Here is a 19763-nt window from a genome sequence, read left to right on the forward strand (position 1 = left end):
TGCTTAGTTGTTGGTCTGGTGTTGTTGCGAGTGCTGCAGATGCTGCTGGATCAGCCGCAGCGCCCCGGCGGCCGAGTCGCCCTGCGGCGCGACGATGCGCTGCAGCAGCTGGGATGGCAGGTAGGCGCGCAGGGGCTCGCCCAGGCCGCCGCACAGCGCGATCGGCAGCTTGCCGGAGGCGTCCAGCGCCTGCGCGATCAAGGCTACCTGGCGGCCCGCCTCCAGCAGGATGGCGCGCGCCACCTCGTCCGTGTCCGCGTGCTGCAGCACGATGCGCGCCAGGTGCGCATAATGGGTCTGGGTGGCGTTGGCCAGCCACACCTGGATGGCGTTGCGTTCGCCCCCGCAGGCATTGATGACAGTGGCCGCGAAGGCGCCGCCTTCGGCGCGGCCGTCGATCACTTGCTGGATGTGGCTGATGGCGCGCAGGCCGATCCAGGCGCCGCCCGCTTCGTCGCCGGCCGGGAAGCCCCAGCCGCCCACTTCCTTGCGGCTGCCGTCGGCCAGCAGGATTTCGCCCACGCTGCCGGTGCCCAGCGCGATGATGGCGCCCGGCTGGCCCTGGTGGGCGCCCAGCACGGTGGTGTAGGCGTCCGTTTCCAGCGCCACGGCCGCGTAGCCGGGATTGGCTGCCACGAAATTGGCTGCCCACTGGCGGTTGTGCACGCCCGCCAGGCCCAGGCCGATGGCGATGCGCTCGCGCGCCGGATAGTCCAGGCCGCTGGCCTTGAAAGCTTTCGCAGCCGCATCCTCGACCGAGGACCACGCGTTCTTGATGCCGTGCAGCAGGCCAGAAGGACCGCTGTCGCCTTCGCCCAGCGGCGCGCCGTTGCTGCGCATCAGGCGCACCCGGGTACCGCTGCCGCCGCCATCGACGCCGATTAAGAATTCGATCATGTTCATGTGTATGTGAGGAGCTGTGGGGCACTATATGGTTGCCTAACCAGCTTGTCAACAGGTATTTAACTGGTATTGTATTTGGGTTAAGTGGACTTGCTTTCCAAGGCGGCAATTATTGCTTATATCTTTGTTTTTTAAGGGTAAATTATTTTGTTGCGTTGGTATTGAATCTGGTCTGGCATAAGGCCAATTTTCAGGGGGCGGGACCGTAAACGCAAAAACGCCCGGCTCGGGGCCGGGCGTTCGGGAAAGTCTGGCTGGGCGGACCCGCAGGCCCGCCTCCACCGTCAATTGTCGCGGCTGGGGCGTACGCCGCTGCGATCTATCATCACCATGCGCGAGCCTTCCGCACCGGACTGTTTGCCCTCAGTGTTCAGTTTGCCCTGCACGTGGACCCAGGCGCTGCCCGGGCCGCGCACCACCACGTCGGCCTGCTTGGCCACCAGGCCGCGCGCCTCCAGGTTGCCGGAGCCGCTCAGGCGGGCGTTCAGGTTGGCGGTGTTGCCGTCCAGGTGGACCTGGCCCGGGCCGCTCATGGTCAGTTTCACGTCCTTGCATTCAGCGGTGGTTTTCAGCTCGCCGGAACCGCGCACTTCGGCGTCCAGCGAGTCGCTCACCTTCTTGAGGAAGATATTGCCGGGGCCGCGGTTGCGGGTGACGGCGCGCGCCACCACCAGGCCCTTGGCGTCCAGGTCGCCCGAACCGTTCACTTCGGCGCTCAGCGTATTGCTGGTGCCGGACAGTTCCACGCTGCCCGAGCTGTCCAGGATGACGCGCACATTGTTGCTGGCCAGGCCGCGCGCGCTCAGGTCGCCCGAACCATGTACCTCGGCGTCGAATTTCTTGATGTTGCCGGCGATGCAGGCGTTGCCCGAACTGCGCAGCATGGCGCTGGCGTTTTCCACTGCCAGGCCGCACGCCTCCAGGTCGCCCGAGCCGGTAATCTCGGCGCGGATTTCCTTGCTGCTGCCGCCCAGGGTCACGCTGCCGGAGCTGTGCATCAGCGCGTTGACGGTGTTGGTGCGCAGCTCGGTGGCTTCCAGGTCGCCCGAGCCGCTCAGTTCGGCGTTCAGGTCCATGCTGACGGCGCCGGCCTGCACGTCGCCGGAGCCGCTCATCTGCAGGTTCACGCTGCCGCTTTTCAGCTGGCGCATGTCCAGGTCGCCGCTGCCGCCGGCGCGCACCACCAGGTTGCCGACCGCGCCGCTGGCTTCCACGTCGCCGGAGCCGCTGGCCGTGAGCGCGAATTGCTGCCCCTTGATCAGGTCGGCGCGCACGTCGCCGGAGCCGCCTGCGATTAGGCTTTTCAGGCCTGCCGCGCTGATGCGCACGGTGGGCGGTTCGGCGGTCTTGCCGAACTGGAAGGAAAAGCCGTTGCGCTTGACCGGGCGCACGATCAGCGTGCCGTTTTGCACTATGGTTTCCAGGTTGTCCAGCTGCTTGCGGGTGCCGCGCACTTCCACTGCGCGGCCGCCGTCATCCTTGATGACCACGTTGTAGGGGCCGGCCAGTTCGATGGCCGTGAAGGCCGCCACCGGGCGTGCTTCATTGGCCACGGCGTTGGACGGGGCGGTTTCCGCGCGGCTGGCCAGGGAGATGGCGCCGCCCGCTACCAGGAGGGAGGCCAGGGCGGTTTGTTTGATCAGCTTATTCATATAGTTTTCACACTGTAGTTTTCACCCAGGGGGCGGGAAGTGTGTGAACAATATGATAAAAAGCAGCGCGCGGTAGGCGGAATGGGATGAAAGCGCGAAATCGCGGGATCAACTGCAAAATAGCGGCGCTGAAATGCAGCGCCGCACAGGCAGGGGCAGGGCGCTTATCTGGTATAGAAGCTCAAGTCCCTGGACAGGGTGTTTTCATGGTTGCGCACCGCCTCGACGGCTTCACGCTGCACCTCGGCGCGCGAGCGGCCAATGTCTTTTTTGGCCGGTGCCAGGGGGGCGGCCACGGCGGTGGCAAGGCCGGCAGCGGCGGCCGGGGTGGCTGCGCTTGCCAGCAGCACCGGGGCCGGCTTGGCGTCGGCCGGGGCTTGTGCTTCGGCCTTGGGCGCGTCGGACGCGAAGGCGGAGGCGGCGCTCAGGACGGTCAGGGCGGCAATCAGTTTCAGCGATTTCATGGTCTGGCTCCTTGCGGGAAGAGGGAAGAGGGAAGAGGGAAGAAGTGTTTCCACATCAATATGAGCCCAGTGTATACAGCGCCATTGGCTTGAAAAAGCCGCATAATCGCAATGCACAATTCCAATGTCAGCAATTATCGGCGCCCTATAGATTTCCCGGTTCCATACCGTTAAGTTGTGTAGCGGCATAGCCACGCGAAATACCATTAGAAGCTCCCAGAGATGTCATAATGGTTGCAGAGCGACGCCGGCGGAGCGCATGCCAAGCCGGGAAGGAGAATCAGCATGATCAAATACATAGGGACCAGGAAAACCAGCGAAGGTGGCACTCTCTATGTCTTCCTGATAAACGGTTTGCAGAAGGAAGTGCGCGAGAGCGCGCTGAAGCAGTATCCCGGCTGCTATGACGCGTTGCCGGCGGCCGCCAAGGCCAAGATCAGCGCCAACCGCGCGTGGATGTCCAAAATCTAGTAATGCGCTGCCTGCCCCCCTCGTTGACAGCCGTTTTCGCGCTGAGCCTGCTGCTGGCCTTGCCGGCAACGCAGGCTGCGCCGCCCACCACTTTCGGCACGGTGATCGGCAGTGGCCTGCTGTGCCGCGACGAAACCAGCAACCGCTTTTACTATGACTACATGGTCAAGTTCTTCGGCCCGCCATACAAGCGCGAAGGCGGCGCCTGGTGGTTCCGCACCGAGGACGCGCGGCTGTGGGGCCAGGAGATCGTGGAAGTGATCGTCAGCGACGACAGCTGGCCCATGGTGTTCGTTGGCGCGGTGGCTGAAAGCACGCCGGAAAAGCTGGAAGAAGCCATCATTGCCCAGGATGGGCTGCGGTATGCGAAAATTGACAATTCGCGCTTTCCGGTGCGGCAAGCCGCGCTGGGCAGCCGCATCGTGTACGCCGACCGCAGGGCCAAGATTTACTGCGCCAAGTTCAAGCCGCTGCCGCCTGCCCTGCGCTGACGGCGGGCCGCAGCGCGGGCTTGGCCGGGCGTTCATCCAGGGACTACATGTACACGCAATTTTTCAACCTGAAACAATCGCCGTTTTCCATCGCGCCCGACCCGCGCTATTTGTACATGAGCGAACGCCACCGCGAAGCGCTGGCGCACTTGCTGTACGGGGTGGGCAGCGGCGGCGGCTTCGTGCTGCTGACCGGCGAGATCGGCGCCGGCAAGACCACCGTGTGCCGCTGCTTCATGGAACAGATTCCTGAAAATTGCCAGCTGGGCTACATCTTCAATCCCAAGCTGTCCGTGGAAGAGCTGCTGCTGTCGATCTGCGATGAATTCCGCATTACGCTGGCGCCGCAGGGAGCCGGCGCGGTCAGTGTCAAAGCCTATGTGGACGGCATCAACCAGCACTTGCTGGAGAGCCACGCGCAGGGCCGCAACAATGTGCTGATCATCGACGAGGCGCAGAACCTGTCGGCCGACGTGCTCGAGCAGCTGCGCCTGCTGACCAACCTGGAAACCAGCGAGCGCAAGCTGCTGCAGATCATCCTGATCGGCCAGCCCGAGCTGCGCGCCATGCTGGCCCGGCCCGAGCTGGAGCAGCTGGCGCAGCGCGTGATCGCGCGCTATCACCTGGGTTCGCTGTCCGTGGCGGAAACCGGCAGCTACATCGGACACCGGCTGGCGGTGGCCGGCTCGGTTGGCGCGGCGCCGTTCCCGGCCAGCCTGATGCCGCAGATTCACCAGCTGACCAAGGGCGTGCCGCGCCGCATCAACCTGCTGTGCGACCGCGCCATGCTGGGCGCCTATGTCGAAAACGCGCCGCAAGTCACGCGCACCATCCTGCGCCGCGCCGCCGCCGAGGTGTTCGCCACCGAGACCGGTACGGCGCCGGCCAAGCGCCTGTGGCCGGCCGTCGCCGCCGGCGTGCTGGCGGGTGCGGCCTTGACCGCCACCGCCGCCTGGCAACTGATGTCGCACCCGGTGACGGTTGTGGTGCCTGACAGGACGGGGCTGGCGACGGTTGCAGCCGCGCCTTCCGCCGCAACGCCGCCGCCCCCGGCGGCTTCCGGCACGCCAGTCGCCGCATTGCAGCCGGCGCCGGGTGCGCCCCTGGTTGCAAGCCCGGCTGCTGGCGCCGCTGCGAACGCGGCGGCAAGTGTCCAGCTTGCGCTGCGGCAGATGGCTACGCTGTGGGGGCAGGCTGTGCCGGCGGGCGAATTCTGCCCGGCCGCCGCGAAACTGAACTTGCGCTGCTTGTTCGGCAAAGGCGGCCTGGACGATTTGCGCTTGCTGGACCGCCCGGCGGTGCTGAAACTGATCGATGACCCGGTGGCGCCGCGCTACGCAGTGCTGACTGCGATGGACGGGCAGGGCGCCACGCTGGAAATTGCCGGCAAGCGTGAAACCGTGCGGCTGGAGGCGCTGGCCGGCCGCTTTGACGGCACCTTCGTCACGCTGTGGCGCGCGCCGCGTGCATGGCGCGACGAGGTGTCGGCCGGCCAGCAGGGACCGGACGTGGACTGGCTGGCCAAGCGCCTGGCGGCGCTGAGCGGCGCCCGCACGCCGCCGGAAAACCGGCCCATGGACGCGGAAACCCAGCGCCTGCTGCGCGAATTTCAGCTCAGCCAGAACTTGAAGGCGGACGGTGTCGCGGGGCCGAAGACTTTTATCAGGCTGAACCAGCTGGGCGGCGTGAACGAACCGCGCCTGCTGGCGCCGGCTAAGCCCGGCGTGGCCGTGGCGGGGAAATAATCATGTCGTACATACTTGAAGCGCTCAAGAAGGCGCAAGCGGAACGCCAGTTGGGCGCCACGCCGACCATCCACGCGCCCACCCTGGATGCGGTGGCAACCCGCCGCGCGCCAGGGCTGCCATGGAAGCCACTGGCGCTGGCCGCCGGAGCGGTGGTCATTGCCGGCGCGGCCGCGCTGGCATGGCGCGAGCAAGCCGCTCCTGCCGCCCCTGCCGCGCCGGTACCCGCCGCGCTTGTTGGCCAGGCGCCAGCGGTGGCGGCAGTGCCTGCCGCGCCCGGCACTGGCGCTGCTGCTGCTGCTGCTGCTGCTGCTGCTGCATCGGCGCCGGCGCCTGCCGCCGCCGTTGCGCCTGCGGTTGCGCCGCCCGCCGAGCCTCCAGCGCCGCCGCCAGGCGCTGCTGCCGGGATGCCGGCCTCGCCGCCCGCCGCCAAGCTTGCCGTGGCCGGACCGGCCGCGCTGCCGCAGGCTGCCACGCCAGTGCAGGCAGCTCCGGCGCCGCTTCCCGCTCAATTAGCCGCTGCCGAAGCGGTGAAGCCTGCGCCGGCGAAACCCGCGCCAGCCGCTGTCGCCGAAGTCACGGAAGAGCCGGTCCAACTGCTGCGCGACTTGCCGGAGCCGATACAGCGCAGCATCCCGCCGATCACCATGGGCGGCTATATGTATTCCAAGAACCCGGCCGACCGCCTGGTGCTGATCGACAAAATCCTGCGCCGCGAAGGCGAGGAGGTCGCCCCCGGCCTGGTGTTGGAAAAGCTGCTGCCGAAAGCGGCCATCTTCACCTTCAAGGGCTACCGCTACCGCGTGCCGTACTGAAAGAACTTCTGATGCATCCACATTTCCCCGAACTTCCCGGCAACGTTATCGGCATCGTCGGCACCTCCGGCAGCGGCAAGACCACGCTGCTGGAACTGCTGGTGACGCAGCTGGCCGCGCTGGGTCTGCGCGTCAATGTCATCAAGCACAGCCACCACGACCTGGAGCTGGAGCCGCCGCGCAAGGATTCCGCGCGCCTGCGCATGGCCGGCGCGGCCGAAGTGATGGTGGCCTCCCCGTACCGCTTTGCCATTATCCAGGAGCTGCGCGGCGCCCCGGAACCCACGCTGTACGAGCAGCTGGCGCGCATGGCGCCCGCCGACCTGACCCTGGTCGAAGGCTTCAAGTCTTATCCCTACTACAAGCTGGAGGTGTACCGCCCGGAAACGGGGCGCCCGCCGCTGTACCCGTCCGACCCGCGCATCGCGGCAGTGGCCTCCGACCAGCCGCCGCCGGACCAGTTGCGCGACGGCCTGGCCTGGCTGGATTTGAATAATCCGCCGGCCATCCTGGCCTGGCTGCGGCAACGCGTGAAAATTATTTCGCCGGCCCCCTAAAGCTTTCACAAAAGCGCCCGTAAACAGGGGATAGCCCATAGTGGAGGATGTCATGGACGTTTCAGGAATTGCACGCGTAGCAACCAGTATCGCCGACACCGGCCTCAAGCAGGACGTGGCCTTGGCCGTGCAGAAAAAAGCCCAGGACGTCCAGGCATCGAGCGCACAGGCGCTGATCGAAGCGATCCCTCCTGTACCGAAGGCATCCAACCTGCCTTCCAACCTCGGCAACACCATCAACACCACGGCGTAGACCGCCGCCGCGCTCCTCGCGCGCCAGCAAGCCCGGAGACACCGCTCGGTGATGCCGGGCTTTTTCTTTTGTGAATTCAAAAAAATATGTAAGGATGCGAACTCGGTGCGCGACTATGCTTCAGCCGCAGACTTCTGCGCATCAAGAACGATAACCCTACTTATCCTTAGGAGATAGTCATGAACAAACGTCAAGCCCTGATCGCCGCTGCCCTGGCAACCGTCTGCAGCGCCGCCACCGTGTCCGCCTCGGCCATGGAACCTGCCGCCGGCAAGGAAAAATGCTACGGCATCGCCAAAGCCGGCCAGAACGACTGTGCTTCGTCCAATGGCACCCACTCCTGCGCCGGCCAGGCCAAAGCCGACAACGCGCCTACCGAGTGGAAATATGTGGCCAAGGGCACCTGCGAAAAAGCCGGCGGCAAGACCACCGCGCCAGCCAAGTAATCGCCCCTGCCGCCCGGAGCCACCGCCATGCCGCACGACGCCCATCCATCCCCCGCGCTGGGCGTTGGCGTTGGCCTGAGGGCGCAGCATTATCGCCGCTTCCTGGAGCAGCGGCCCACGGCCGGGTGGCTGGAAGTACACACCGAGAATTATCTCGACCGGGGCGGCTGGGACTGGCACGTGCTGCAGGACTTGCGGCGCGACTATCCGGTGAGCCTGCACGGCGTGGGGCTGGGGCTGGGTTCGGCGCGCGGCTTCTCCGAAGAGCACCTGGACCGCGTGCGCGAGCTGGTGCGGGCGGTGCAGCCGGCACTGGTGTCCGAGCACTTGTGCTGGGGAGCCGTGGCCGGCCGCCACCTCAATGACTTGCTGCCGCTGGCGCTTGACGGCGCCGCGCTGGATCTGCTGTGCGAGCGAGTGCATCGCGTGCAGGACAGGCTGCAACGCACGATACTGCTGGAAAATGTGTCCACCTATCTACGCTTTCGCGGCGACGCCATGAGCGAGGCCGAGTTCATGGCGGCGCTGGCGCAGAGGACCGGTTGCGGGCTGCTGCTGGACATCAACAATCTTTATGTGAACCAATGCAATCACGGCGAGGACGCGCTGGCTGCGCTAGCCGCGATCGCACCCGGCACGGTGGGCGAAATCCACCTTGCGGGCCACCTGGTGACGCCGGACGCGGTGATCGACCACCATGGTGCGGCGGTGGCCGAGCCGGTTTGGGCATTGTACGAAGCCGCTCTGCGCCGCTTCGGCTGGCTGCCCACGCTGATCGAGTGGGATACCGATATTCCCGAGCTCGACGTGCTGCTGGGCGAGGCCGGCAAAGCGCGCGCAATGGCTGAGAGATGGGCCGCCGGGCCACGGCAAGTGCGGCTGCCGCTGCCGGACGTGCGGCAGAGCGATGGCCGCGCGCCCGCAGTGCCGGGCGGGCTGGCCAAGCTGGCCGGTAGCCAGCAAGCCTTCGCCGCCGGCTTGCTCGACGTCGCCGATGCCGGCCCTGTGCTGGCGGCCTGCCGGGGCGATGCCAACGAGCAGCGCTACGCTCTGTATCGCGGCAATCTGGCCGTCAGCTGGCACAAAACCCTGGCCAATGCCTATCCGGTGATTGCCCAGCTGGTGGGCGAAGAATTCTTCGGCGGCCTGAGCGGGCAATACGGCCGCGCGCACCCGTCCTCCAGCGGCGACCTGAACCAGTTCGGCGCCGGCTTTGCCGGCTTCCTTGCAGACTTCCCGCACACCGCCGCTCTCCCATACCTGCCCGACATGGCCAGGCTCGAATGGGCGCTGCACCGCGCCCACTATGCGGCCGACTCGCCCGCGGTGCCGGCTGCCGATCTGGCCGCCGTCCCGCCCGAGCAACTGGAACAGGCGCACCTGGCGCTGCGCCGCGCATGCAGCCTGTTCGCATCCGGCTGGAACGTGGTGCAGTTGTGGCTGGCGCACCAGTCTGATGGCCCGCCGTTCCCGGACAGCATGGAGATCCCCGGTTTTGCGCTCATCACCCGCGCCCGCTGGAAAACCGCAGTGCTGCCGCTCGGCAGCGCAGGCCACGCCGCGCTGGCGGTGCTGCAGGGCGGCGGCAATTTCGGCGCCGCGCTGGACGCCGCGTTCGAGCAGGACGAAGCGTTCGACGTCGCCGCGCACTTGCAGCAATGGCTGGACCACGCCGTGTTCAGTGCGATCCGCACGCCGGGCGCCACGCTCACGCATTGATACCGCAGCCGCTGGCTGCCCCAACCTGGAATCGAGACTGACATGAAAAACCTGTCTGCATTGCATCGCCTGTCCACCCGCTACGACGCCGCGCTGAGCGCATGGGGCGGCTCGCTGGCCAGCCTGGCGGTCCGGCTGTACGTCGGCTGGCAATTTCTGAAAGCCGGCCTGACCAAAGTGAACGACTGGAGCACGACGCTGGCGCTGTTCCACGATGAATACCAGGTGCCGCTATTGCCGCCGGACCTGGCTGCCTACATGGGCACCGGCGGCGAACTGGTGCTGCCGCTGCTGCTGTTTGTCGGGCTGTTCTCGCGTCCGGCCGCGCTGGCGCTGTTCTTCGTCAATGCCATGGCCGTGCTTTCCTATCCACAGCTGTTCAGCTTTGAATGCCCGGCGGCCATCAATGACCATTTTTACTGGGGAGCGATGCTGCTGGTCGTGGTGGCCTTCGGTCCGGGCCGTTTTTCGCTCGATGCATTGATCGGGAAGAAACGGCCGGATTGACGGTGGCAAGGAACGGTTAGCGGAACGCGCGCATCAGCTTGGCTTCACCGCTGCTGTCGCGGTGCTGCAAGCTGGCGGCATGGGTGGCGGCGATCATGCGCGCCAGTTGCGCGTCTTCGAAACGCGCCAGTTCTTCGGTGGCGGCCTGCAGCGCCTGGGTGAGCTTCGCTCGCGCGTTCTGGTACAGCGCGCTGGTGTGCTGGTCGGTGTTTTTCAGGAGTTCTTCCGCGTTTTCAATCACTTGCCGCAAATCGCCGATCAGGCGCTCCTGGGTTTGCAGCTTGTGTTCAGGGCCGTCCATGGCGATCCCCCTCCTGCTGGTTGAGCAACATCGCTGTGCGGAACAGGCACAGCCTGCTCCACCTTCAGCTTAGCGATTGATTGCCCAAATGCAAGAAATATTGCAATTGCGATTCCTGCCTTGCCACTCAAGCCCGATCAAGCGCCGTCTGCGCCGCTGTCACCCTCGACGCTGATGCGCACATCGCCTACGCTGACTTGCTGACCTGCGCGTATCTTGCAGGTCTTGCGCAATTCCTGCTTGCCGTCGACTTTCACCTGGCCGCTGGCCACCAGCACCTTGCCGGCGCCGCCGCTGTCGCACAGGCCCACGTTTTTCAACAGCTGGTTCAGTTCGATGAATTCCGACGTCAGTTCAAAACTAACCTTTTGCATTTATTTTATCCTTTGTCGCGATGACGTGTTGTTCAGTTATCAAAAAATTCAGCCGAAGCGCACAGGCTCAAGCCCTGGCGCTGGGCTGCGTCATCTCCAGCGGCACGATCCACTGGTCGAACTGTTCCGCGCTGACGAAGCCCAGTGCCAGCGCTGCTTCCTTCAATGTCGTGCCGTCGTGCTGCGCCTTCTTGGCAATTTGCGCGGCGCGATCATAGCCTATATGCGGCGCCAGCGCAGTGACCAGCATCAGCGACCGTTCCATCAGCTCGCCGATGCGGCCCAGGTTGGCCTCGATGCCCTGCGCGCAATGATGGTCGAAGCTGCGCATGCCATCGGCCAGCAGGCGCGCGCTTTGCAGGAAGTTGTGCGCGATCAGCGGCTTGTACACGTTCAGCTCGAAGTTGCCGGAGGCGCCGCCCACGGTAATGGCGACATCGTTGCCGAACACCTGGCAGCACAGCATGGTAACGGCTTCGCACTGGGTAGGGTTGACCTTGCCCGGCATGATGGAGCTGCCCGGCTCGTTTTCCGGGATGGTGATCTCGCCCAGTCCCGAGCGCGGGCCGGAGGCCATCCAGCGCACGTCGTTAGCGATTTTCATCAGCGCCGTGGCCAGGGTTTTCATGGCGCCGTGGGCGGCCACCAGCGCGTCGTGCGCGGCCAGGGCGGCGAATTTGTTGTCGGCGGTTTCGAACGGCAGCTGCAAGCGGTCGGCCAGCTCGGCGGCGATGCGGGTGGCGTATTCCGGGTGCGCGTTCAGGCCGGTGCCCACTGCCGTGCCGCCGGCGGCCAGTTCCAGCAGCGGGGGCAGGGCGGCGGTAATGGCCAGGTCGGCGTAGTCCAGCTGGGCCACGTAACCGGAGAATTCCTGGCCCAGGGTCAGCGGCGTGGCGTCCTGCAGGTGGGTGCGGCCGATCTTGACGATATCGGCGAAGGCCTTGGCCTTGGCGTCCAGCGTGGCGCGCAGGTCGCGCAGCGCGGGCAGCACGGCGTGGGCGAGGGCGTTGGCCGAGGCCACGTGGATGGCGGTGGGGAAGATGTCATTGGACGACTGGCCCATGTTCACATGGTCGTTCGGGTGCAGCAGGCGTTGTTCGCCGCGCTCGCCGCCCAGGATTTCCGAACCCCGGTTGGCCAGCACTTCGTTCATGTTCATATTGGACTGGGTGCCGGAACCGGTTTGCCACACGGCCAGCGGGAATTCGCCTGCGTGCTGGCCGGCCAATACTTCGTCCGCCGCCTGGGTGATGGCCGAGGCCTTGGCTTCGTCCAGCAGGCCGAGGTCGAAGTTGACGCGGGCTGCGGCGCGCTTGACGCTGGCCAGCGCGTTGATCAGCTCGGGCGGCATGCGTTCGGTGGAGATGGCGAAGTGTTCCAGCGAGCGCTGGGTTTGCGCGCCCCACAGTTTATCTGCGGGGACGTCGATCGGGCCAAAACTGTCTCGCTCGGAACGGGTACTCATGGATGCCTCTCGTGATGGAATATGCAATTAGTGTAGCGCAGAGTCCAAATTCCGGCGCAGGACTTCAAAACCGGGAATTCCAGCCGTTAAGACTGTTACACTTTAGAAATTCGCAGCCTAGCGACCCCGAATACATGCAGCGTAGCCCTTACCGTTTTCCCGCCCGCCGCGCCGGCGCCATCGTGCTGGCGGCCGCCTTCTCGTGCGCTGCCTTGCCGTCCATCGCGCCAGCGGCAGAGCTGGGCGATGTGGTGGTGCGCTCGCATATCGGGCAGCAGCTGTCGGCCGACATTGAGCTGGTGATGCTGACGCCGGAGGACCAGGCGGGCGTGCAGGTCAGGCTGGCCGGACAGAATATCTACCTGGGCGCCAACGTGCGCATGCATCCGGCGCTGTCGTCGCTGCGCATGTCGGTGGTCAGGCGGGACAACCGGCAGTTTTTGCATTTAACGACGTTGCAGCCGCTGGACGCCGAACTGGTGCATCTCTTTTTTGAACTGGGTGCGGGCAGCCGCGCCAGCGTGCGTTCCGCCACGCTGTGGCTGACGCCGGAGCCGCCGCCGGTGCGCTCCGCGGCGCCTGCGCTGCCTGCTTCTACCGTTTCAGCCGCTGCGCTTGCCGCTGCCGCGCCACGGCCGCAAACCGCACCGCCGTTAGCGGTCGACGCCGGCGTCGGCCCCGCCGCCGCACCGTCCGCCGCCGAGCGCGCCGCCCAGGAAGCCCAGGCGGCAGCCAACCGCGCAGCTGCCATGCGCGCCGCGAGGTTGCGCGCCGCAGCCAACGCCGCGCGCGATGCCGCCGGCGATGCCGCTTCCACGCCGCCGCCTGCGGCCGAGGTCAAGCCGGGCCCGGCGGCGGTACCGATCAAGCTTGGGTCTGAGCCGCGCGTGGCCAGGAGCAAAACCGGTGCGGCCAAGGCCGGCGTTTGCGCACCCGGCCAGTCCGACGCCGAAGCTCAGCAGTGCGTGGCGCTGGACCAGACCAATGCCGAGCTGAAGACCAAGCTGGTGGACCTGGAAGACAAGGTCAAGCAATTGCAGGCGGCTTTGGGGCAGGGCGGTGCAGCGGCCGCAGCACCAGCTGCGTCTTCCGCTGCATCTGCCGTCAATGCCGCCAATGCCGCCGCGTCCGCGCCGGCGCCAGGTCCCCAAGCCGCCCCGGCAGCATCGGCAGCCGCCGGCGCGGCCGAAGCGGCCAACAAGGCAGGCACGGTCATTCCGCCTTCCGCGCCGCCTAAGGTCAACGGCAAGAAAAAGCGCGAGGCCGGCGGCATCAACACCACCACCATGGTGGTGGGCGGCGTCCTGCTGCTGGCGCTGGCCGGCGGCCTGCTGGCCTATCTGATTCGCCGCAAGAAGATCAAATTCTCCACCGAGCCCCTGAAAGTGTGGCAAGGCTGGCGCAGGAACAAGAGCGCCGCCGCGCCGGAAGCCGCAGTGGCGGACGAGGCTATACCCGAGAAGGAATAAGCACCATGCGAGCGGTGCCGGCGGCGGTGCGCAAAACGCGCTATACTCGCCGGGTTGCCATCCCGGCATGCGCAAGCATGACTATCCCGGCGACTGACCCGGCCGCCGCTCTTCAGCATTCTTTCCGTTCCTTTCTTGTCAGCATAGCCAGCGCTCCCGCCTGGCGACAGGCGCTGGGTGGTGCCCGCGCACTGCGCACCCGCTTTCAATCCATAGGAAAGGCATCATGAGCACCGCAACTTCCGCCACCATCGCGTCGCAATACGACGCATTCAAGCAACTCGGCCTGAAACTTGACATGTCGCGCGGCAAGCCCGCGCCCGAGCAACTGGACCTGTCCAACCAGCTGATGGCCGCGCTGGACGGCTACGCCGCCGGCGACGGCACCGACACCCGCAACTATGGCGGGGGCGTGGGCCTGCCGGAAGCGCGCGCCCTGTTCGCCGAACTGCTGGACGTGCCGGCTGCGCAAGTGGTGGTCGACAGCAGCGCCAGCCTGTCGCTGATGCACGACGTCGTCGTCTACAGCCTGCTGCTGGGCGTGCCCGGCCATGCGCCATGGATCTCGTCCGGCCAGCCGGTCAGCTTCCTGTGCCCGGTGCCGGGCTACGACCGCCACTTCGCCATTTGCGAGCAGCGCGGCATCAAGATGATCAACATCCCGATGACCGACGACGGCCTGGACATGGACCTGGTCGAACGCCTGGTCGCGTCCGACGCCAGCATCAAGGGCATGTGGTGCGTGCCCAAGTACAGCAACCCGGGCGGCGTGGTCTACTCGGACGAAACCGTGCGCCGCCTGGCCGCCATGAAAACCGCCGCCCCCGACTTCCGCCTGATGTGGGACGACGCCTACCGCTTCCACCACCTGGGCGACGAGAAGATCGGCATGGCCAATATCCTGGACGAGTGCGCCAAGGCCGGCCAGCCGGACCGCGCCATCGTGTTTGCCTCCAGCTCCAAGGTCAGCTGGGCCGGCTCCGGCGTAGCCGCGCTGGCCGCTTCGCCGGCCAACATCGCCTGGTGGAGCAAGCACGCCGGCATCCGCAGCATTGGCCCGGACAAAGTCAACCAGCTGCGCCACGTGCGCTTCCTGAAGGACAAGGCCACCGTGGAAGCGCTGATGGAACAGCACCGCGCGCTGCTCAAGCCCAAGTTCGACATCGTGCTGGCGCAATTCGAGGAATACCTGGGGCAAGTGGAAGGTGTGAGCTGGACCCGTCCGAAAGGCGGCTACTTCATTGACCTGGTGACCCCGCCGGGCGCCGCCAAGCGCACCATCGCGCTGGCGAAAGAAGCCGGCATCACGCTGACCCCGGCAGGCGCCGCCTACCCCTACGGCAACGATCCGGACGACAGCCACATCCGCATCGCCCCCAGCTTCCCCTCGCTGGACGAAATCCGCCAGGCCGCCAAGGGCATCGCCTTGTCCCTGCGCGTAGCAATCAGCCGGTAATATTGTCAGAAGGGAAAATGGGGTCAGGCTCCATTTTCCTCTCAGGCAAAAAAAAGCGCCGTGAGGCGCTTTTTTTCGTTGGGGCGTGGACGGCTTACTGGGCCATGCTACTGGGCCATGCCGGGCGTGCGGTTCAGCCAGGGTTCGGTCACGTCGCGGATGGCGCGGTCGTTGGCCAGGATTTGCTTCAGCAGGTCAATCTTGCGCTGGCGCGCTGCGCCGTCCAGCGGGGCGACGGTGGCGCCGGCAGCAACGGTGGCGGTTGCCATCGCAGTCTGCTTTTCCAGGCGGCCCAGGCTCTCCCAGTCGCTCGCGCGTGCTGCCATGGCCATGTTATTGGTCAGGCTGGCAACATTTTCGTACATCGAGAGGACTTCGTTGGAGGTCATGGCGCATCCTGAAAAGTAAAAATGGATTACTGCTTGTCTGGATTAACGTCATGCGTTTCGGGAACTTTAGGGTTTTTGAAAAATAATTTGAAAATAGTTTTGGGATAGGCAAAAAAACAAGGCCGGCGCGGCCCCGAAGGGCGGCGCCGGCCGGCGGCTGGCAGGCAGGGCTTTATTTGACCAGTTCTTCCAGGCCAGCGCTCAGTTCGCTAGGCGGCGGCATGTCGTCGATCAGCGCGTTCGGCTCCAGGCCCAGTTCCTCGGCGATCTCGGTCGGATAGCAGGCTTCGATTTCCTCGTCGGTCAGCTTGTTCTCTTCCACGCGCGCGCGCCAGGCGGCCAGGTGGATGATGCCGGCCAGGCGGGTGCCGTGCTCGTGGTTCATCGGGTCGGGGAAGGCCATGATGGTCTCGGAGAACGCTTCCGGGAACTTCCAGCGCTTGGCCAGTTCCGCGCCCACGTCGGCGAAGGTGTAGGCCAGCGACGCTTGCTCGGCATCCAGGCGGCGCGAGTCCAGCGGACCGGCAACCTTGTCCAGCTGCATGGCTTGCTCGGGCATGGCGGCGTGCATCACCAGTTGGCCGATGGCGTGCATCATGCCGATGGTGAACGCCAGGTCGGTGTTCTCTTTGGTCTTTTTGGCAATCCACTTGGCCGACACTGCGGTGTACAGGCTGTAGCGCCAGAATTGTTTGAGGTCCAGGCCGGGCACGGTCTTGAAACCGCTCACCAGGCCGGAGCTGATCACCAGCGTGCGCACGGTGACGAAGCCCAGCATCAGCACGGCGTCCTCGACGGTGCCGATGCTGCGCGAGACGTGGTAGTAGGCCGAGTTGGCCAGGCGCAGCAGCTTGGCGCTGAGCACTGGGTCGGTGGACAATTTTTTCGCGATTTCTTCGGTCGAAACGCTGGCCTTGTCGAAGCTGCTGATCAGTTCTTCAACAACCTTGGGAGCCGTGGGCAACGCAGTCGGGTTCTGGAAAAGGGCTTCAAGTTTCATAGGGGGCTCTCCTGGTTTTATGTGCGTTGCTGTAGGTGAACTATATAGCGATTCGCCCCAATTTTGTGGCCTTTTTATGCCGGGCGTAGCATTGACGCACAGCATTCCCTGTATTCTGCAGCGCATCCCTGGAATCTGCAGCCTGTCGCACAACGCTCGCATCCCGGCGGGCACTTGCTTAGAGTGGATGCTGGCGTACCACGCCGACCAAAAACACAACAACAGGAAACAGGAACATGCACGCACCCATCAAGACCGTACTCAGCTTCGCATTGGCCGGCGCGCTGCAGGCCATCGCGCCTGCCTGCGCGGGCCCGGCGGAGACGCCTGCCGTCCCCGCCGCCGCCATGGTGCAGCCTGGCGACGATTTCTTTGCCTACGCCAATGCGGACTGGCTGAAGTCCGCCCAGATCCCGGCCGACCGTGGCAGCTGGAGTTCCATGGCCCAGCTGGCCGAGGAAACCAACCAGCGCATCATCAAGCTGGTCGAAGCGGTGCCGGGCGACAAGCAGGCCGACGCCGAAGCGCTGAAAGTAAGCGACTACTATCGCGCTTTCATGGACGAGGCCGCCATCGAGGCCAGGGGCCTGGCGCCCATGCAGCCGGCGCTCAAGAAGATCGCCGCCATCAAAGACAAGACCGAGCTGACCCGCGCGCTGGCCGCCACGCTGCGCGCCGACGTCGATCCGCTCAACAACACCGAATTCCACACCGAGAACATCCTGGGCCTGTGGGTGGCGCAGGGTTTGAACGAGCCCAAGCGCAACATGCCCTACCTGCTGCAGGGCGGGCTGGGTCTGCCGGACCGGGTGTACTACCTGGAAGACAACGAGCGCATGCACAAGCTGCGCACCGCCTACCAGGCCCACATCGCCGCCATGTTCAAGCTGGCCGGCTATAGCGACCCGGAAACCCGCGCCGCGCGCGTATACGAACTGGAGCGCAAGCTGGCGCTGACCCACGCCAGCCGCGAAGACTCGGCCGACGTGCTCAAGGCCAACAATACCTGGCGCGCCGCCGACTTCGCGAAGAAGGCGCCGGGCATGGACTGGAAGCTGTTCTTCCACACTGCCGGCCTGGGCCGCCAGCAACAGTTCATGCTGTGGCATCCGGGCGCCGTGGTGGGCGTGGCCGCGCTGCTGAAGGAATGTTCGCTGGACGCGTGGAAAGACTTCCTCGCCTTCCACACCATCAACACCAATGCCGCGCACCTGCCGCAAGTGTTCAGCGAGCAGCATTTTGACTTTTACGGCCGCACCCTGGGCGGCACGCCGCAGATGGCCGCGCGCTGGAAGCGGGGCTTGGACGCCGTCAACCATGGCATGCCGGACGCCGTCGGCAAGATGTACGTCGCCAAATATTTCCCGCCCGAAGCCAAGGCCAAGCTGCAGCAAATGGTGGCCAACATCGTGCACGCCTTCCACGGCCGCATCGACCGGCTGGACTGGATGGCGCCGGCCACCCGCAAGGAAGCGCACGCCAAGCTGGACGCGCTGTACGTCGGCGTCGGCTATCCGGACAAATTCACCGCCTACGCCCAGCTGGCGGTCAAGGCCGACGACGCCTACGGCAACGCCGAGCGCGCCTCGCGCCTGCGCTACGTCCAGCAGCTGGCCAAGCTGAACCAGCCGGTGGATGGCAAGGAGTGGTGCATGCCGCCGCAACTGGTCAACGCCGTCAACATGCCGATGCAGAACGCGCTGAACTTCCCGGCCGCCATCCTGCAGCCGCCGTTCTTCGATCCGAAGGGGCCGGACGCGCAAAACTACGGCGCCATCGGCGCCATCATCGGTCACGAAATCAGCCACAGCTTCGACGACGCCGGCTCCCAGTTCGACTCCGAAGGCCGCCTGCGCGACTGGTGGACCCCGGCCGACGCGGCCCACTTCAAGACCGCCTCGGGCGCACTGGTGGCGCAGTACAGCGGCTACAAACCGTTCGCGGACCTGGCCATCAACGGCCAGCTGACCTTGAGCGAAAACCTGTCCGACCTGGCCGGCCTGGCGGCTTCCTACGACGCGTTCAAGATCGCCAACCCGCAAGCCGACGACCGCGCCTTCTTCCTCGGCTACGCGCAAGGCTGGCGCACCGTGACGCGCGAACCGTCGCTGCGGCGCCAGGTGATGACGGACGGCCACGCCCCGGCCCAATGGCGCACCTACACCGTGCGCAACCTGGACGCGTGGTACAAGGCCTTCAACGTCCAGCCCAACCAGCAGCTGTACCTGGCGCCGCAGCAGCGCGTGCGCGTCTGGTAAAGTAGGGGCATGGAACCGGATAACGACATCAAGCAACTCAAGCAGATCACGCAGATCACGCAGGCCACGCTGCAGCACTACGAGCACAGTGCGCAGCAGTTTTTCGAAGGCACGCGCGACCACGACGTCAGCCAGAACGTGTCTGCGCTGCTGGGCGCCATCCGGTCCAGCGCCCCATACCGCATCCTCGACGTGGGCTGCGGGCCGGGGCGCGACCTCAAGACCTTTAGCGGGCTGGGCCACAGTGCAGTCGGGGTCGATGGCTCGGCCGAGTTCGTGCGCATGGCGCGCGCCTGGAGCGGCTGCGAAGTGTGGCAGCAGGACTTCGTGCAGCTCGACTTGCCGCCCGGCGAGTTCGACGGCATCTTTGCCAATGCCTCCTTGTTCCACGTCCCCAGCGCCGCCCTGCCGGACGTGCTGCTGCGCCTGCACGCCGCGCTCAAGCCGGATGGCGTACTGTTCAGTTCCAACCCGCGCGGCGACAACCGCGAAGGCTGGAACGGCCCGCGCTACGGCAGCTACTACGATTATGAAACCTGGGAACGGTACCTGACCGCCGCCGGCTTCGAGGCGCTGGGCCACTACTACCGTCCGCCCGGCCTGCCGCGTGAACAGCAGCCCTGGCTGGCCAGCTTGTGGCGCAAGCCAATGTCCGCTTAGTGTGCGCGAGCGTACAGAAGCATGGGGGACCGGGGGCTACGATGCACTCCAGCACACCGCATCTGCGTGTGAGCCTAACCAACCAAGGAGAGCATCATGAACAAGGACCAAGTCAAAGGCAAAGCGAAAGACATCGCCGGTAAAGTTCAGCAGGAAGTGGGCGAACTGGTAGGCAGCTCCGAACAGCAGGCCAAGGGCCTGGCCAAGCAATCCGAAGGCAAGCTGCAGAAAGGCGTAGGCGACGCCAAGGAAGCGGTCAAGGACGCCATCGACCGCGGCAACCGCTAAAACGGAAAAGCCCGCATCACGCGGGCTTCCAGGCAGCAATATGGGGTCAGGGTTAATTATCCGTACGGATAATTAACCCT

General features: G+C 65.5%; 22 protein-coding genes. 14 read left to right on the forward strand and 8 right to left on the reverse strand.

Going from position 1 to position 19763, the window contains the following annotated elements; translation table 11 throughout:
* Positions 1 to 3 precede the first annotated feature (3 nt).
* From AC6H42_RS13615 to AC6H42_RS13625, 3 genes are all read right to left on the reverse strand, one after another.
* Entirely contained in the window at positions 4 to 897 is an 894-nt protein-coding gene (locus AC6H42_RS13615; RefSeq protein ID WP_497548274.1) for a glucosamine kinase nucleotide-binding domain-containing protein, read from the reverse strand.
* Between the two features lie 290 nt (positions 898 to 1187).
* The gene (locus AC6H42_RS13620) at positions 1188 to 2555 is read right to left on the reverse strand and encodes a GIN domain-containing protein (protein ID WP_082552266.1); all 1368 of its coding nucleotides are present in this window, start codon (positions 2553 to 2555) and stop codon (positions 1188 to 1190) included.
* Between the two features lie 164 nt (positions 2556 to 2719).
* Positions 2720 to 3019, reverse strand: a complete 300-nt coding sequence (locus AC6H42_RS13625) for a hypothetical protein (RefSeq protein ID WP_057158966.1) — start codon at positions 3017 to 3019, stop codon at positions 2720 to 2722.
* Between the two features lie 285 nt (positions 3020 to 3304).
* Here AC6H42_RS13625 and AC6H42_RS13630 point away from each other — a divergent pair, with 285 nt between their 5' ends.
* From AC6H42_RS13630 to AC6H42_RS13670, 9 genes are all read left to right on the forward strand, one after another.
* Complete coding sequence (locus tag AC6H42_RS13630) at positions 3305 to 3490, forward strand: hypothetical protein (RefSeq protein WP_057158965.1); 186 nt, start codon at positions 3305 to 3307, stop codon at positions 3488 to 3490.
* A gap of 23 nt (positions 3491 to 3513) precedes the next feature.
* Positions 3514 to 3981: a hypothetical protein gene (locus AC6H42_RS13635; RefSeq protein ID WP_229418401.1), complete on the forward strand. Its 468-nt coding sequence runs from the start codon at positions 3514 to 3516 to the stop codon at positions 3979 to 3981.
* Positions 3982 to 4028: 47 nt separating this feature from the next.
* Positions 4029 to 5726: an ExeA family protein gene (locus AC6H42_RS13640; protein ID WP_497548275.1), complete on the forward strand. Its 1698-nt coding sequence runs from the start codon at positions 4029 to 4031 to the stop codon at positions 5724 to 5726.
* A gap of 2 nt (positions 5727 to 5728) precedes the next feature.
* Entirely contained in the window at positions 5729 to 6541 is an 813-nt protein-coding gene (locus tag AC6H42_RS13645) for a general secretion pathway protein GspB (RefSeq protein ID WP_497548276.1), read from the forward strand.
* A gap of 11 nt (positions 6542 to 6552) precedes the next feature.
* A complete protein-coding gene (gene mobB, locus AC6H42_RS13650; protein ID WP_057158961.1) occupies positions 6553 to 7098 on the forward strand; it encodes a molybdopterin-guanine dinucleotide biosynthesis protein B in 546 nt (181 codons plus the stop codon).
* 52 nt (positions 7099 to 7150) lie between these two features.
* Positions 7151 to 7351 carry a YjfB family protein gene (locus AC6H42_RS13655; RefSeq protein WP_057158960.1) on the forward strand — a complete coding sequence of 67 codons (201 nt, stop codon included), beginning with the start codon at positions 7151 to 7153 and terminating at the stop codon, positions 7349 to 7351.
* Positions 7352 to 7530: 179 nt separating this feature from the next.
* Positions 7531 to 7797 carry a BufA1 family periplasmic bufferin-type metallophore gene (locus tag AC6H42_RS13660; protein ID WP_057158959.1) on the forward strand — a complete coding sequence of 89 codons (267 nt, stop codon included), beginning with the start codon at positions 7531 to 7533 and terminating at the stop codon, positions 7795 to 7797.
* A gap of 27 nt (positions 7798 to 7824) precedes the next feature.
* Positions 7825 to 9516: an MNIO family bufferin maturase gene (gene bufB, locus AC6H42_RS13665; RefSeq protein ID WP_497548277.1), complete on the forward strand. Its 1692-nt coding sequence runs from the start codon at positions 7825 to 7827 to the stop codon at positions 9514 to 9516.
* A 42-nt stretch (positions 9517 to 9558) separates the two neighbouring features.
* Positions 9559 to 10023, forward strand: coding sequence for a DoxX family protein (locus AC6H42_RS13670; RefSeq protein WP_057158957.1), 465 nt, complete (start codon positions 9559 to 9561; stop codon positions 10021 to 10023).
* A 16-nt stretch (positions 10024 to 10039) separates the two neighbouring features.
* On the opposite strand, the gene AC6H42_RS13675 is transcribed toward AC6H42_RS13670, so the two are convergent.
* From AC6H42_RS13675 to fumC, 3 genes are all read right to left on the reverse strand, one after another.
* Positions 10040 to 10324 carry a DUF883 domain-containing protein gene (locus AC6H42_RS13675; protein WP_057158956.1) on the reverse strand — a complete coding sequence of 95 codons (285 nt, stop codon included), beginning with the start codon at positions 10322 to 10324 and terminating at the stop codon, positions 10040 to 10042.
* 137 nt (positions 10325 to 10461) lie between these two features.
* Positions 10462 to 10698, reverse strand: a complete 237-nt coding sequence (locus tag AC6H42_RS13680; RefSeq protein ID WP_056403114.1) for an RNA-binding S4 domain-containing protein — start codon at positions 10696 to 10698, stop codon at positions 10462 to 10464.
* 67 nt (positions 10699 to 10765) lie between these two features.
* Positions 10766 to 12163 carry a class II fumarate hydratase gene (gene fumC / locus AC6H42_RS13685; protein ID WP_057158955.1) on the reverse strand — a complete coding sequence of 466 codons (1398 nt, stop codon included), beginning with the start codon at positions 12161 to 12163 and terminating at the stop codon, positions 10766 to 10768.
* A gap of 134 nt (positions 12164 to 12297) precedes the next feature.
* On the opposite strand from fumC, the gene AC6H42_RS13690 reads away from it, so the two are divergent.
* Complete coding sequence (locus tag AC6H42_RS13690) at positions 12298 to 13632, forward strand: type IV pilus assembly protein FimV (RefSeq protein WP_497548278.1); 1335 nt, start codon at positions 12298 to 12300, stop codon at positions 13630 to 13632.
* 226 nt (positions 13633 to 13858) lie between these two features.
* A complete protein-coding gene (locus AC6H42_RS13695) occupies positions 13859 to 15088 on the forward strand; it encodes an aspartate aminotransferase type Ic (protein ID WP_057158953.1) in 1230 nt (409 codons plus the stop codon).
* 107 nt (positions 15089 to 15195) lie between these two features.
* Here the strand turns inward: AC6H42_RS13695 and AC6H42_RS13700 are convergent, their stop codons facing one another.
* Positions 15196 to 15477, reverse strand: coding sequence for a flagellar protein FliT (locus tag AC6H42_RS13700; protein WP_057158952.1), 282 nt, complete (start codon positions 15475 to 15477; stop codon positions 15196 to 15198).
* A 172-nt stretch (positions 15478 to 15649) separates the two neighbouring features.
* Positions 15650 to 16477, reverse strand: coding sequence for an HDOD domain-containing protein (locus AC6H42_RS13705; RefSeq protein WP_057158951.1), 828 nt, complete (start codon positions 16475 to 16477; stop codon positions 15650 to 15652).
* A gap of 236 nt (positions 16478 to 16713) precedes the next feature.
* Between AC6H42_RS13705 and AC6H42_RS13710 the strand changes: the two genes are divergently transcribed.
* The 3 genes from AC6H42_RS13710 to AC6H42_RS13720 all read left to right on the forward strand — a co-directional run bounded on the left by AC6H42_RS13710 (position 16714) and on the right by AC6H42_RS13720 (position 19683).
* A complete protein-coding gene (locus AC6H42_RS13710) occupies positions 16714 to 18735 on the forward strand; it encodes a M13 family metallopeptidase (RefSeq protein ID WP_497548279.1) in 2022 nt (673 codons plus the stop codon).
* Between the two features lie 9 nt (positions 18736 to 18744).
* Positions 18745 to 19395 (forward strand): class I SAM-dependent methyltransferase, encoded by a 651-nt coding sequence (locus AC6H42_RS13715; protein WP_497548280.1) that lies wholly within the window; start codon positions 18745 to 18747, stop codon positions 19393 to 19395.
* Positions 19396 to 19491: 96 nt separating this feature from the next.
* Complete coding sequence (locus AC6H42_RS13720; RefSeq protein WP_057158948.1) at positions 19492 to 19683, forward strand: CsbD family protein; 192 nt, start codon at positions 19492 to 19494, stop codon at positions 19681 to 19683.
* The last annotated feature ends 80 nt before the right edge of the window (positions 19684 to 19763 follow it).

The sequence above is a fragment of the Massilia sp. NBRC 108631 genome, from assembly GCF_059704565.1.

What these genes read in the sequence shown, in the direction of transcription:
- AC6H42_RS13615 (WP_497548274.1), bottom strand. Translation starts at nt 897, where the DNA reads ATGATCGAATTCTTAATCGGCGTCGATGGCGGCGGCAGCGGTACCCGG.
- AC6H42_RS13620 (WP_082552266.1), bottom strand. Translation starts at nt 2,555, where the DNA reads ATGAATAAGCTGATCAAACAAACCGCCCTGGCCTCCCTCCTGGTAGCG.
- AC6H42_RS13625 (WP_057158966.1), bottom strand. Translation starts at nt 3,019, where the DNA reads ATGAAATCGCTGAAACTGATTGCCGCCCTGACCGTCCTGAGCGCCGCC.
- AC6H42_RS13630 (WP_057158965.1), top strand. Translation starts at nt 3,305, where the DNA reads ATGATCAAATACATAGGGACCAGGAAAACCAGCGAAGGTGGCACTCTC.
- AC6H42_RS13640 (WP_497548275.1), top strand. Translation starts at nt 4,029, where the DNA reads ATGTACACGCAATTTTTCAACCTGAAACAATCGCCGTTTTCCATCGCG.
- AC6H42_RS13645 (WP_497548276.1), top strand. Translation starts at nt 5,729, where the DNA reads ATGTCGTACATACTTGAAGCGCTCAAGAAGGCGCAAGCGGAACGCCAG.
- mobB (WP_057158961.1), top strand. Translation starts at nt 6,553, where the DNA reads ATGCATCCACATTTCCCCGAACTTCCCGGCAACGTTATCGGCATCGTC.
- AC6H42_RS13655 (WP_057158960.1), top strand. Translation starts at nt 7,151, where the DNA reads ATGGACGTTTCAGGAATTGCACGCGTAGCAACCAGTATCGCCGACACC.
- AC6H42_RS13660 (WP_057158959.1), top strand. Translation starts at nt 7,531, where the DNA reads ATGAACAAACGTCAAGCCCTGATCGCCGCTGCCCTGGCAACCGTCTGC.
- bufB (WP_497548277.1), top strand. Translation starts at nt 7,825, where the DNA reads ATGCCGCACGACGCCCATCCATCCCCCGCGCTGGGCGTTGGCGTTGGC.
- AC6H42_RS13670 (WP_057158957.1), top strand. Translation starts at nt 9,559, where the DNA reads ATGAAAAACCTGTCTGCATTGCATCGCCTGTCCACCCGCTACGACGCC.
- AC6H42_RS13675 (WP_057158956.1), bottom strand. Translation starts at nt 10,324, where the DNA reads ATGGACGGCCCTGAACACAAGCTGCAAACCCAGGAGCGCCTGATCGGC.
- AC6H42_RS13680 (WP_056403114.1), bottom strand. Translation starts at nt 10,698, where the DNA reads ATGCAAAAGGTTAGTTTTGAACTGACGTCGGAATTCATCGAACTGAAC.
- fumC (WP_057158955.1), bottom strand. Translation starts at nt 12,163, where the DNA reads ATGAGTACCCGTTCCGAGCGAGACAGTTTTGGCCCGATCGACGTCCCC.
- AC6H42_RS13690 (WP_497548278.1), top strand. Translation starts at nt 12,298, where the DNA reads ATGCAGCGTAGCCCTTACCGTTTTCCCGCCCGCCGCGCCGGCGCCATC.
- AC6H42_RS13695 (WP_057158953.1), top strand. Translation starts at nt 13,859, where the DNA reads ATGAGCACCGCAACTTCCGCCACCATCGCGTCGCAATACGACGCATTC.
- AC6H42_RS13700 (WP_057158952.1), bottom strand. Translation starts at nt 15,477, where the DNA reads ATGACCTCCAACGAAGTCCTCTCGATGTACGAAAATGTTGCCAGCCTG.
- AC6H42_RS13705 (WP_057158951.1), bottom strand. Translation starts at nt 16,477, where the DNA reads ATGAAACTTGAAGCCCTTTTCCAGAACCCGACTGCGTTGCCCACGGCT.
- AC6H42_RS13710 (WP_497548279.1), top strand. Translation starts at nt 16,714, where the DNA reads ATGCACGCACCCATCAAGACCGTACTCAGCTTCGCATTGGCCGGCGCG.
- AC6H42_RS13715 (WP_497548280.1), top strand. Translation starts at nt 18,745, where the DNA reads ATGGAACCGGATAACGACATCAAGCAACTCAAGCAGATCACGCAGATC.
- AC6H42_RS13720 (WP_057158948.1), top strand. Translation starts at nt 19,492, where the DNA reads ATGAACAAGGACCAAGTCAAAGGCAAAGCGAAAGACATCGCCGGTAAA.